At 63.8% G+C, this 11,675-nt stretch carries 10 protein-coding genes and 2 pseudogenes; 8 read left to right on the forward strand and 4 right to left on the reverse strand.

Annotated features, from left to right (window positions below):
• Both ACFQEU_RS06310 and ACFQEU_RS06315 read left to right on the forward strand, forming a co-directional pair.
• Positions 1 to 111, forward strand: a pseudogene (locus ACFQEU_RS06310) (diaminopimelate epimerase); the annotation flags it as partial.
• The gene (locus tag ACFQEU_RS06315; protein ID WP_379780372.1) at positions 108 to 1,328 is read left to right on the forward strand and encodes a M20/M25/M40 family metallo-hydrolase; all 1,221 of its coding nucleotides are present in this window, start codon (positions 108 to 110) and stop codon (positions 1,326 to 1,328) included. The pseudogene ACFQEU_RS06310 and the gene ACFQEU_RS06315, both read left to right, overlap by 4 nt.
• Before the next feature lie 83 nt (positions 1,329 to 1,411).
• Here the strand turns inward: ACFQEU_RS06315 and ACFQEU_RS06320 are convergent, their stop codons facing one another.
• Positions 1,412 to 1,909 (reverse strand): LabA-like NYN domain-containing protein, encoded by a 498-nt coding sequence (locus tag ACFQEU_RS06320; protein ID WP_379780374.1) that lies wholly within the window; start codon positions 1,907 to 1,909, stop codon positions 1,412 to 1,414.
• Positions 1,910 to 2,225: 316 nt separating this feature from the next.
• On the opposite strand from ACFQEU_RS06320, the gene ACFQEU_RS06325 reads away from it, so the two are divergent.
• From ACFQEU_RS06325 to ACFQEU_RS06350, 6 genes and pseudogenes are all read left to right on the forward strand, one after another.
• Positions 2,226 to 3,041 (forward strand): IS5 family transposase, encoded by an 816-nt coding sequence (locus ACFQEU_RS06325; protein WP_379780376.1) that lies wholly within the window; start codon positions 2,226 to 2,228, stop codon positions 3,039 to 3,041.
• Positions 3,042 to 3,274: 233 nt separating this feature from the next.
• A pseudogene (locus ACFQEU_RS06330) lies at positions 3,275 to 5,059 on the forward strand (ABC transporter substrate-binding protein); the annotation flags it as partial.
• Positions 5,060 to 5,101: 42 nt separating this feature from the next.
• Positions 5,102 to 6,076 (forward strand): ABC transporter permease, encoded by a 975-nt coding sequence (locus tag ACFQEU_RS06335; protein ID WP_379780378.1) that lies wholly within the window; start codon positions 5,102 to 5,104, stop codon positions 6,074 to 6,076.
• 13 nt (positions 6,077 to 6,089) lie between these two features.
• Positions 6,090 to 7,274, forward strand: a complete 1,185-nt coding sequence (locus ACFQEU_RS06340; protein WP_379780380.1) for an ABC transporter permease — start codon at positions 6,090 to 6,092, stop codon at positions 7,272 to 7,274.
• The gene (locus ACFQEU_RS06345) at positions 7,274 to 8,320 is read left to right on the forward strand and encodes an ABC transporter ATP-binding protein (protein ID WP_379780382.1); all 1,047 of its coding nucleotides are present in this window, start codon (positions 7,274 to 7,276) and stop codon (positions 8,318 to 8,320) included. The genes ACFQEU_RS06340 and ACFQEU_RS06345 overlap by 1 nt, the downstream gene beginning before the upstream one ends.
• Positions 8,316 to 9,659 carry an ABC transporter ATP-binding protein gene (locus ACFQEU_RS06350; protein WP_379780390.1) on the forward strand — a complete coding sequence of 448 codons (1,344 nt, stop codon included), beginning with the start codon at positions 8,316 to 8,318 and terminating at the stop codon, positions 9,657 to 9,659. The genes ACFQEU_RS06345 and ACFQEU_RS06350 overlap by 5 nt, the downstream gene beginning before the upstream one ends.
• Before the next feature lie 37 nt (positions 9,660 to 9,696).
• On the opposite strand, the gene ACFQEU_RS06355 is transcribed toward ACFQEU_RS06350, so the two are convergent.
• The 3 genes from ACFQEU_RS06355 to ACFQEU_RS06365 all read right to left on the reverse strand — a co-directional run.
• Complete coding sequence (locus tag ACFQEU_RS06355) at positions 9,697 to 10,449, reverse strand: AMP-binding protein (RefSeq protein ID WP_379780384.1); 753 nt, start codon at positions 10,447 to 10,449, stop codon at positions 9,697 to 9,699.
• A gap of 1 nt (position 10,450) precedes the next feature.
• Positions 10,451 to 10,771 carry a cupin domain-containing protein gene (locus ACFQEU_RS06360; protein ID WP_379780386.1) on the reverse strand — a complete coding sequence of 107 codons (321 nt, stop codon included), beginning with the start codon at positions 10,769 to 10,771 and terminating at the stop codon, positions 10,451 to 10,453.
• 91 nt (positions 10,772 to 10,862) lie between these two features.
• Positions 10,863 to 11,675: DnaJ C-terminal domain-containing protein (locus ACFQEU_RS06365; RefSeq protein ID WP_379780388.1), on the reverse strand; the 813-nt coding region annotated here is incomplete at its 5' end.

The raw sequence follows: 11,675 nt of genomic DNA on the forward strand, positions 1-11,675 counted from the left end.
CGCCCGCCGGGTGGCGAGCTGCGGATCACGGTCCCGGCAGGCGAGCACGCGACCCTGACCGGCCCCGTCGCCCGCGAGTTCGAGGGACGAGTCGACGCGGACCCGCGATGACGGCGGACGACCGAGACGCCTCGGGTGAACGGGGCGATTGGGGCGGTTCGGACGGACACCTCCCGCTGGACGCCACTGAGTTCGACCCGGTCGAATTCCTCGAAACCGCCGTCGGTACCCCCTCCCACGAGGACGTCGTCGACATGCGCGAGCTCCTCTGCTCGACGCTCGACCGGTTCGGCGTCGACGCCACGGTCGACGACGCGGGTTGTGTGCTCGCCCAGAAGGTGTCCGCCGACCCCGACGCGGGGCCGCATCTCGTGATGAACACGCACATCGACACGGTGACGCCACACGTCCCGTTCGAGCGGGACGCGGAGGGCGATGCGGACACGATCCGCGGGCGCGGGTCCTGTGACGCGAAGGGGCCGCTTGCGGCGCTCCTCTACGCGTTCCTCGCGTCGGAGCCGTCGACGGGGCGGCTCACCCTCGCCGTCACGCCCGACGAGGAGGCGCTCTCGCTCGGTGCGGCCTCGCTCACCGGCCGGCTCCCGGGGACGACGGACCGGCTGGATGGCGATCTGTTCCTCGTCGGCGAACCAACGGGTCTCGATGTCTGTACGGCTGCCAAGGGACGGTTTCAGGGGCAAGTCGAGCTCTCCGGGGTGGCCGCTCACGCTGCGGAGTTCGCGGGCGCTAACGCCGTCGCGGCCGCGGAGGGCGCGCTCGCCGCGATCCGGACGTTCGATGACGGGGCAAACGACCACCCGCAGCTCGGCGCACCGAAGCTCACGCCGACCGTCATCGAAGGCGGCTCGGCGACGAACCAGGTACCGGCAGACTGTGCGATCACCGTCGACCGGCGGAGCGTCCCGCCGGAGACGGCGGCAGGGTTCCGTACCGAGCTCGCGGACGCGGTTCGGTCGGCGACTGTCGGCGATGTCGAGGTCGCCTTCGAGCTCACCGAGCGGGCGTCACCGTTCTTGGAGGCGTTTTCGACGGAGCCGACCCACCCGTTCGTCGAGACGGTTGCGGGAGCGGCTCGCTCCGCGTGCCGGAACGGCGGCCTCCCGGCCGAACGCGGCGGCGATATCCGACCGTTCGGTGCGGCGACGGAAGCGTCGTACTTCGCTCCCGCGCCGACGGTCGTGTTCGGTCCGGGGGATCTCGCGGACGACCACGGCGCGGTCGCACACGCCGAGCGGGAGTACGTTCGGGTCCGAGAGGTTGCGGTCGCGGCCGCGGCGGTCGCCGATATCGTCGATGCCGTGCTGTGAGCTCGCAATGGAGTGAACTCGTGATGCTGTGAGCTCGCAATGGAGTGAACTCGCGGTTCGGCCGCCCGGCGGCAGCCGGGTGATTACAATAAGAACCGGTCTTGGCGTTCGGCGAGGTCGACGAACTCGTCGGCGGCCTCGACGAGCTCGTCGGCAGTCGAGTTCGCGAAGCCCATAGCCTCGACGCGGACACCGGCGTGTCGGAGGTGCGAGCAGAGACGGGCGAAGTCGCCGTCGCCGGTAACGAGCACCATCGTGTCGATGTGGTTCGCGAGGGTGACCGCGTCGAGGCTCATTCCGACGTCCCAATCGGCCTTTTTCGATCCGTCGGCGAACGTTTTGATGTCCTTAATCTTCGTTTCGAACCCGATGTCGCGTAACGCCTCGAAGAAGCTCTCCTCTTCTGGGGAGTCCGCGCGGATGACGTATGCGATGGCGCGGACGAGCGAGCGGTCGCGGACCGCTTCCTCCAAGAGCGCGGAGTAATCGATGTTCCGCGAGTAGAGGCTTTGTGCAGTGTGATACAGGTTTTGTGAATCGGCGAGGACGCCGACCCGCTGTGAGTGATGTATGTCTGACATGAGTTCAGTGGCTGCTCTCTGATCGAATATTCAGTAAGGGCTCTACAAAAATACGAGGAAATGATCCATTACTAAAGGTGAGGATTTTTATGTATAGGCTTACTGCCATATGTCATGTCACGACGACACACGAATGGTATCGACAGCAAAAACCGCCTCAACCGACGCCAGTGGCTCTCCGCGCTCGGTCTCGGGGGAGTCGTCACTCTTGCCGGTTGTGCGGATGCCTTGTTTTGCCGCCTAGTGACGACAGTCTCAAACGCTCTTACTGTGATCTTCCGCCAGATTAACCGGGAAATGGACGCCGTCTGGCGATATGGCATCGCTCAGACGGCTTGCTTGGATGTGTCGAGATCTTGCCAAACAGCATGTTGATGATCCGGACGTACCCGCCGCGCCGGACGGCGCGGACGGGTACGCCGAGTGGGTACAGATCGCGTTGATTCTGTACCGCGTCGAGCTCGAAAAGAGTCTCCGTGAGACTGAAGACTACCTCAACGAGATGCCCGGTATTCTCGCCGTGTTTGATCTCGACGACGCACCGCACTACAGCTCGTTTTGTCGGTGGGAAAACGAGTACCGGATGCGTGAACTCCGCCGCCTGCTCCGCACTTCGGCGGAGCAGGCGGGCTGGAGTGGTGAAGCCGCGATTGATGCGAGCGGTTTCCAGCGCGATCAAACCAGCTACCACTACCGCGACCGTGCGAATTACTCGTTCCAGTCGATGAAGACGACGATCTTGATCGACGTGAACTCGCTGGCGATCAAGGACGTTCATTTCACGACTCAGAAGGCGTGGGACGGGCACATCGGGATGCAGGTCTTCCGCCGGAACGCGGAAGACCTGCGTGTGTTGTCTGCTGACGCGAACTATTCGTGGAGCGACCTCCGTGAGGAGTGTCGCTCCAACTCAACGCGACCGTTGATCAAGCACAGGGAGCAGACACCGCTGCAGAAGGCTCACAACGCCCGGATGAACGAGGATTACAACCAGCGGTGGATGAGTGAAACGGGGTTCTCGCAGTTGAAGGAAGACGACGGCGAGAAGCTGCGCTCCCGGAGCTGGCACGGCCAGTTCCGGGAGCTCACGCGGAAGTGCATCGTACATAACCTCACGCAGGCGGCGAGTTAGGCCTCGCCGCCTGCTCCCTTTCTCCGGACGTATCTGGGAGAGGCATCGCCGTCGTCACTGACACAACGAAGCAAGATACCATAGTTTTGACCCTTCGATAACCGCCGTCAGTAACAGCTACTGCATCTTCTGACGGTAAGAACGCGCCTCTGACAGCTTGAGACTACAAACAATCGACCCTACCTCGTCGCCGTCTTGCGTTCAACAAGGCATGTGCGGACGAGACGGACCCCGGAGATGGCGATGACGACGATGGGGCGGCTGACGACGACGGCGAGGACGGGATCGGAGATGACGAGGATATTCCGGACGTCGTCGGGAGCTACGACACGGTGACGGCCGCGTCCGGATTCACGACGCTCAACCCCATTTATAACAGCGAGGCGGGTGCCGGCGTGGCGATCGGTCGCGCGCTGGATCAGGGGTACACGTTCGACGCCGATCAGGAGTTCTTCCCGCTGCTGTACGACATGGAGACGGAAGACGGACAGACCTGGACGTTCACGGTCCGCGAGAACTTGGAGTTCAGCGACCCGTACGGACAGGTGACCGCGGAGGACTTCGTGTATCTCATACAGGAGATCCACCAAAGCGACTGGGCGAACTCGGTCAACTCCGCCAACTGGGACGGCGTCGACGTTGAACAGACCGGGGAGTTCGAGTTCGTCGCGGAGCTACCGAACCCCGACCTACTGTACCCCGAATCGTTCGACCCGCTCCTGTACCCGATCCCGATGGATCTCTTGGAACCGTACGTCGAGGAAGAGGATGCGGAAGGACTCCAGCAGGACGAAGAGCTCCTCGAGCTGCAGTTCACGGGGAATCTCGGTCCCTTCACCATGGACGAGTGGAACCGTGGCGACGGAACGGTGTACAGCCGCAATGACGACTACTACATCCAAGGGATCGACGAGGGCCCGAACCTGTTCGACGAGGCACCGTACTTCGAGGGCGCGTCGATCAGCATCGTCGAGGAACAGGCCTCTCGGCTCGGTGCACTCGAGACCGGCGAGGCGGACTCCGCCGGGATCCCGCCGGAACGGTACCAAGAATACGTCGAAAACGAGGACGTCACCGTCCGACAGATCCCGCAACCGTACAACGAGATCATCTCGGTGAACATGCGGGATAACGGCTGGAACGCGGGCCCCGGGAACCTGTTCCGGTACGTTCCATTCCGCCAGGCGCTCGCGTCGGCGATCAGTAAGGACGACCTCATCGAAGGCGTCTACCGCGGGCTCGCCGAGCCGCACTTCACTTGGCAGCCGCGGTTCTCCGAGTTCTACCCCGGCGACGACGAAATGCCGACCTTCGGTACCGGAGACCAGTACGGTCGCGACTACGCCCGTGACCTCGCGGAGGACGCGTTCGCGGAGTCCGACTACGATTACCGCTTCGACGGGGACGAGATGGTCAACCCCGACGGTGACCAGGTCGAACTAGATATCTACCACAGCGCAGGGCAGGAGACCGAACAGCTCACGGCCGAGTTCGTGGCCCAAGAGCTCGGCCAGAACTTGGGGATCGACGTCACTGTCGAGGCGATCGACGGGACCCGCTTCGACACGGAGTACTGGAACATGGAAGCCGAAGGCGGAACGGATACCGTCAACGGCGAAGAGGTCGAGTGGGAGGCCCCGAGCCAGTGGAACGGTGGCCCGCGTTCCGTCACGTCGAACGAGGGGTGGGACATGTCGCTCGTGTTCGGGCTGAACACCTACCCGCGCAACCCGCTCACTGGAGACGTGTTCTTCGACGGGCCGAACGCGCTGTACAACCCTGTCGGCTACTATCCCGGCTTCGACGCGGAGGGACTATTTGAACAGGCCCGGACCGCGACGGACCGTGACGAGCTACAGGATGCGCTCGACGAACTGTTCATCAACCTCGCAGAGGAGCAGCCGTACATCATGCTGCTGTTCGATGACGACCTGATCGGCTACAACCCCGACCTCCGCGGCCCGATCGAGAACTTCTCCAACGGGTGGGACCTACCGTCCTGGCACTTCGACGAGTAAGCCGTTCCCTCCACCCGCGAGAACTCATACGTATACATATCAATGGGATTCGGAAGGTACGTCGGCGCACGTGTACTCTGGGCGGGAGTCGTATCGCTTATCATCGTAACGATTACGTTCGTCCTCCTCGCGGCCGCGCCGAACCCCGCTATTCGGGAAGCGGCGACACAGGCCGCGCTACAGGGTGGTGACCCAGCGGAAGCCGCACAGCGCGAGCGCGAGCTCAGGGGGCTCGATCAGCCGCTGTACGTGCGGTACCTGGACTTCCTTCAGAGCGTGTACACCCTCGACTGGGGCTGGGCCGACTCGCGGTCACAGCCCGTCACGGAAGCGCTCTGGGAGGGGCTGTTCTACACCGCACAGTACTCGATCCCGTGGACGATCCTTACCGTGTTGTTAGGTCCGCTGGTCGGCGTCTACTCGGCCGCGAACATGTACAGCTGGAAGGACCACGCCGCAACCGGGTTCGCGTTCTTCGGATACGCCATCCCGAACTTCTTCTTCGGGATCATCCTGTTGTTGATATTCGGAGTGTGGTTGGACCTGATACCCGTCGTGTACGACACGAGCGTTCCCACGTTTAGCCTCGCGAACGCGAATCAGCTGATAATACCGGTGTTCGTGCTCGTGACGGGATCGATCGGCGCGACGATGCGCGTGTCACGCAACGAGTCCGCGGAGTTCCAGAACTCCGATTTCATGAAGACGGCGAAAGCAAAGGGAGTCTCTCCCTTGCGTGCGTACGCATTCCACGTAATGCGCCCCACGCTGGTCCCGCTGTCGACGACGCTCGTCGGTCAGCTGCTCGCGCTGTTCCTCGGCTCCTCGCTGCTCGTCGAGGTGGTGTTCGGCATTCCGGGGCTGGGTCGGCTGACGTTCAACGCGCTCATCGCGCAGGACACGAACCTCGTTCTCGGCTCCACGCTGGCGTTCACGTTCATCGCGGTGGTCGGAAACCTGCTGGAGGACATCGTGTTCACCGTTCTCGATCCACGGATCAGCTACGATGATAGGTAATTAGAACGATACAATGGCAACACAGAAACCGGAACGCTTCGACCAGGTCGACTGGAGCGAGCTCTCACGGTCCGGGCGATTCGACCTGTCGATCAACACGATCGGCATGCTCGTCACGTCGCTCCCGATCGTCCTGTTGGGGCTGTACGATTGGCGGTTCATCGGAGACAGAACGGATACGTTCGAGATGATCGGGCTGAGCAGGAACTTGGAGAGTCTCGACTACTTCTTCCTGTTCACCCTGTTGTTGTTCTTCTGGTACCTCGTCTTACCGCTGTATCAGAACCCGCGGATGACGATGTACTACTGGAAGGAGTTCAGGCGGAACCGGCCGGCGGTGGTGAGCCTCATCTGGCTGGGGATCGTGTTCGTCGGCGGCCTGTTCGGCCCGCTCGTGATGAGCGCGCCCGAGCAGGACATCCTCATCGGCCATCAGCCGCCGGTGTATCTCACCGTCGACGCCGCGAACGTCGCGACCTGTGTCGGCGACATCGTGAACGGCCAGTGTCAGGGAACGTGGGAGTATCCCCTCGGAACGACCCGCGGCGGCAAGAGCGTGTTCACCAGCATCGTGTACGGGATGACGATCAGCATGCAGATCGCCTTTATTACGACGACGATCGTCGCGGCGATCGGGATCTCGTTCGGCACTGTCAGCGCCTACGCGGGTGGCTGGGTCGACGAGATCCTCATGCGGTTCGTCGACATCGTCCTCTCGTTCCCGACGCTGTTGATGTTCCTGCTCATTCTCTACATCTACGGGGCCGGACTCGGGATGTTCATCCTCGTGTTCTCGCTGTTCGCGTGGGGAGGTACCGCGCGGTACGTCCGCAGCAAGTCGCTCTCCGTATCGGAGGAGGAGTACATCAAAGCAAGCCGTATCAGCGGGGCGAGCACCTACCAAGTGATCAGACGCCACGTCGTCCCGAACACCGCCAGCAGCATCATCACGCAGCTGACGCTACTCATCCCGGGGTTCCTGTTGGCGGAGGCGCAGCTCGCCTTCCTCGGGATCGGTGACTCTGACATCCCCTCGTGGGGACAGCTGATCTCCGCCGGACGGAGCGACCTCGCGTTCGCCCCGTGGATCGTGTTGGCACCCGGTATCGTCCTGTTCTTGACCATTCTCGCGTTCAACTTCCTCGGTGACGCGCTGTTGGACGCGTTGAACCCCGAAGCGGAGGCTGAGAACGAATAATGTCCACCGAACCACCACTGCTCGAGGTCGAAGACCTCACGACGACGTTCAGCACCGATAACGGCGTACTGACGGCGGTCGATGGGATCGACTTCAACATCGAAAGCGGTGAGACGGTCTGTATCGTCGGCGAGTCCGGATCCGGCAAGACCGTCGCCACGGAGTCGATAACCCGGATCATCAAATCCCCACCCGGCCACGTCGATGGGTCCGTCCGGTTCAAGGGACGAGAGCTGCTCGAGATGAGCGAGCCTGAACTCCGTGATATCCGGGGATACGAGATCGCCCACATCTTCCAGAACCCACAGGAAGCGATGAACCACTGTTACACGATCGGGTGGCAGATCGCCGAGGCGCTGCAGATCCACCGGGACGTCTCGGACGAGGAGGCTCGCGCGAAGGCGGTCGACCTGCTCGACAAAGTCGGTATCGCGAACGCGAGCTCCAGGTTCGACGACTATCCCCACGAGTTCTCCGGCGGCCAGAAACAGCGCGTGATGATCGCGATGGCGCTCGTCGGGGACCCCGACCTGCTGATCGCGGACGAACCGACGACGGCACTCGACGTCACCGTCCAAGCGCAGATCCTCAAACTACTCGACGACCTACAGGAGGAGTTCGACATGGGCGTGTTGTTCGTGACCCACGACCTCGGGGTCGTCGCGGAGATCGCGGACCGGATCGTCGTGATGTATGCGGGGAAAGTCATGGAGCGAGCCGACGTGATGGACGTGTTCGACCGGCCGGCACACCCCTACACCCAGCAGTTGCTGAACTGTCTTCCCGATATCGGCGGGAACCAGGGCGGGATACCGGGATCGTTGCCGGACCCGATCGATCCCCCGGACGGCTGCCGGTTCGCTCCCCGGTGTGACCACGCCGAACCCGAGTGTCGGGACGGGGGTCAACCCGAGGAGATCGAGGTGAACCGTGGCCAGTGGGCGTCCTGTGTCCACTACCGCCCCGGCCGCGACGATTCGGTCGTCCGGCAGGGTATCCCGAATACGGAGTCGGAAACCGAAGGGGTGGGGCCGGCGGATGATTGACGAACCGCTCGTCTCGGTCCGCGACCTGAAAAAGCACTACCCGATCAAGAAGGGACTGTTGAACCGACAGGTCGGGGCCGCACGCGCGGTCGACGGGATCAGCTTCGACATCGCGCCCGGCGAGACGCTGGGGCTCGTCGGCGAGTCCGGCTGTGGCAAATCGACCGCAGCCACCTCGATAATCCGGCTGGAGGAGCCGACTGCGGGCGAGGTGGTGTTCAACGGTGGCGGGCGAGCGGGCGCGGAGCGAAACGCCGACGGGTCACACCCGAACGACATCACTCGGTTCTCCGAGACGGAGCTCAAAGCGTTCAGGCGCGACGCCCAGATGATCTTTCAGGACCCGTCGTCGAGCTTCGACCCGCGGATGACGGTCGGGGCAGCGGTCGGGGAGCTGCTACAGGTCCACGGGATGTCCGATAGACATCGCCGTCGGGCGATCGTCGAGAACCTCCTCGAGCGTGTCGGGCTGTCCGCATCCGACTACGATCGGTATCCGCACGAATTCTCCGGGGGACAGAAACAACGGATCGCGCTGGCTCGCGCGCTCGTGTTGAACCCGGACTTCATCGTGGCCGACGAACCGGTGTCCGCGCTCGACGTCTCGATCCAGGCCGAGATCCTCAAGCTGATCGACGACTTGCAGGACGAGTTCGACCTGTCGCTGCTGTTCATCAGCCACGACATGTCGGTGATAAAGAAGATATGCGACCGCGTCGCAGTGATGTATCTCGGCGAGATCGTCGAGATCGGCCCGACCGAGCAGCTGTTCGCCGACCCCCAGCACCCGTACACGGAGGCGCTGTTGTCCGCGATACCGACACCCGATCCCCGGTCGACCGCCGGCGGGATCGAGCTGAAGGGAACGGTTCCGAGCCCGTCGAACCCACCGAGCGGGTGCCGGTTCCACACCCGGTGCCATCGCGTGATCCAGCCCGATGGGATCGACCTCGATCAGGCGAACTGGCGGGGGATCCTCAACCTGCGTGACCGACTGGAGGCTGGTAACATCGACGTGGAACAGATACGCGAGAACCTGCCAACGGATGAGGAGGGGGTGAACGCTGCGGGCGACGACAGGGTTCGGTCACAGATCCGCTCCGAGTTCGATATCCCGGAGCAGTTAGGGTCGACGGACGTGGAGCGATCGCTTGCTCAGGCGCTCGATCGTGTCGTCGAGGACGACTTGGAAGGCGCGGCCGACGTGATGTCCGAGACGTTCACGACACCGTGTGAAGAATCCGTCCCGGAACGAACGAGACACGACGACAGACACGCCTCGTCGTGTCTGCTTCACGAACGGACGGAGCGCGCACAGGCGGCCGCCGCGAACGACTGAGCGGCACAGAGGCGGGCTCCGCGACCGGTGGCCCAGCTCAGAACCGATCGGCCGTCGAAACGACGACCCGACGGGGTTCGGGAACATCGGCGTCGGCGTCGGCGACGACCGCAACGTCACCCCGTGGCGTCCCGTCGGTTGCGGTTCGATCGGCGAGCACGACCGTCCCACCCCGCGAGAGTGGAGCGACGATACCGGCTGCGACCGCCTCTGGGTCGGCAAAACTCGTCCGGAGCACGACCCGAGCCTCGGTATCGATCCCGTGTGCGGCCGCCATGTCGCCCGCGGCCTCGAGCAGCGATCGGTGTGTGACGGTATCGATCGTGTTCGAGAGACCCGTGCGTATCACGGGATCGTCGGGACCGACCCCACTCGGGGGTGTCCCCGGGTTCTCGCTCCACAGCTCCGCCTCCCAGTGAGTGGTCTCCGGTCTGTCGGGCGATCCGCCGAAGACGACGAGGTTCGTTCCCGGATCGGGGTCGAGTGCCGGTTCGTCGTCGAGGGGAGCGACCACGACCCGGTCGCCGGCGTCGATACCGGTGCTCGGATCGAATCGGACGGTCGCGCCGAGCCGTGCTGCTCCGAGGAAGGCGAGCGTCGTGTGGACGCCTGGCTCCGGGTCGATCGCGATCGTCGATCCCTCGCGTGCGCCGAGGTACCGCAGCACGTTCGCCGCCTTGTACGCGTTCGTGATCAGATCGTGATACGTCCGCTCGCTTCCCTCCGCAGTGACGAGCGCGACGTCCCGCGAGCGGCGAGAACGTGCGAGGAGATCGCCGACGACGTCCATCTCAGGGTGCGCCGGCGATCACCATTCGGGAGCCGTCGGCGTCGAAGGTCAGCGTTCGGGTCGACTCCGGATCGACTCGAACGGCGTCCCCCGCGGCTAGCTCGATCGTTTCGCCGTCGACGGTGAGCGATGCGGATCCCTCGAGAAGCAGGTACACCTCCTCGTGGTCACCGTCGGCGTGATCGTGTTCCAACCCGTCCCAACCGTCGTCGGCCTCCACGACCGTCACGCCGAGCGACTCCGACCCGAGCGCGTCACGGAGGAAGTACATGCCCGGCGCACGCGGTTCGACTTCGGTGTACGTGACCTCGTCGTATCCCATGTGTCACGGTACGCGACGGAGCACCGAAAACCCTGCCGTCGATCCCTCGTTTGAATCCCGGTGTGACCCGGAACGCACCCGACCGACTCCGTCAAAACGAGCTTTTCAGCTTCTCGAAGAAGCCGCGGTCGACGTCGATGTCCTCCCCGCCGGCCTCGGCGAACGCTTCGAGCGCCTCGCGCTGCTCCTCATTAAGCGAGTCGGGAACGACGACCCCGACCTGCACGTACAAGTCGCCGCGCCCGCGCCGCCGGAGCCGTGGCATCCCTTTTCGCTGCAGCCGGAACGTCTCCCCACTCTGTGTCCCCGCAGGCACGTCCATCTGCACCACGCCGTCGACGGTTTCGACGTCGATGGTATCGCCGAACACCGCCTGTGGGAACGAGACCGCTTCCTCGACACGAAGATCGTCGCCGTCGCGTTCGAACCGGTCGCCGACGTCGACGTCGACTTCGATCAGCAGATCGCCGTTGGGGCCGCCGTTCTCGCCGGGCGCGCCCTCACGCTGCATCCGAAGACTCTGCCCCGACCGGATCCCGGCGGGTACGTCCACCGAGAGCGTGGCTTCCTCGCGGACGACGCCGTCGCCGCCGCAGTCGGCGCAGTCCTCGCTGTACACCTCCCCTGAACCCTCACATCGGGGACACGTCGAGGTCTGCTGGACCCGCCCGAGCGGCGTCTGTTGGACCTGCCGGACCTGTCCCTGTCCGTTACACTGCGAACAGGTGCTCACGTCCGCGTCCGGGGGGTGCCCCTCGCCGTTACAGGTGTCACACTGAGTCGGGCGTTCGATCGTAAACTCCTTGGTCGTCCCCTCGAACGCCTCCTCGAGGTCGATCGTGAGCCCCGTCCGGAGGTCACTTCCCTGACGGGGGCGGTCGTCGCGGCGGCCGCCGCGACCGCC

Origin of the sequence: Halorubrum tibetense, from assembly GCF_042661865.1 — an archaeon.
In the GTDB taxonomy this organism is placed as follows: Archaea; Halobacteriota; Halobacteria; order Halobacteriales; family Haloferacaceae; genus Halorubrum; species Halorubrum tibetense.

Bases quoted from the DNA above. Each gene is read 5' to 3' on its own strand.
- ACFQEU_RS06360 (WP_379780386.1), bottom strand. From the start codon at position 10,771: ATGGGATACGACGAGGTCACGTACACCGAAGTCGAACCGCGTGCGCCG.
- ACFQEU_RS06315 (WP_379780372.1), top strand. From the start codon at position 108: ATGACGGCGGACGACCGAGACGCCTCGGGTGAACGGGGCGATTGGGGC.
- ACFQEU_RS06325 (WP_379780376.1), top strand. From the start codon at position 2,226: ATGGCATCGCTCAGACGGCTTGCTTGGATGTGTCGAGATCTTGCCAAA.
- ACFQEU_RS06345 (WP_379780382.1), top strand. From the start codon at position 7,274: ATGTCCACCGAACCACCACTGCTCGAGGTCGAAGACCTCACGACGACG.
- ACFQEU_RS06320 (WP_379780374.1), bottom strand. From the start codon at position 1,909: ATGTCAGACATACATCACTCACAGCGGGTCGGCGTCCTCGCCGATTCA.
- ACFQEU_RS06335 (WP_379780378.1), top strand. From the start codon at position 5,102: ATGGGATTCGGAAGGTACGTCGGCGCACGTGTACTCTGGGCGGGAGTC.
- ACFQEU_RS06355 (WP_379780384.1), bottom strand. From the start codon at position 10,449: ATGGACGTCGTCGGCGATCTCCTCGCACGTTCTCGCCGCTCGCGGGAC.
- ACFQEU_RS06340 (WP_379780380.1), top strand. From the start codon at position 6,090: ATGGCAACACAGAAACCGGAACGCTTCGACCAGGTCGACTGGAGCGAG.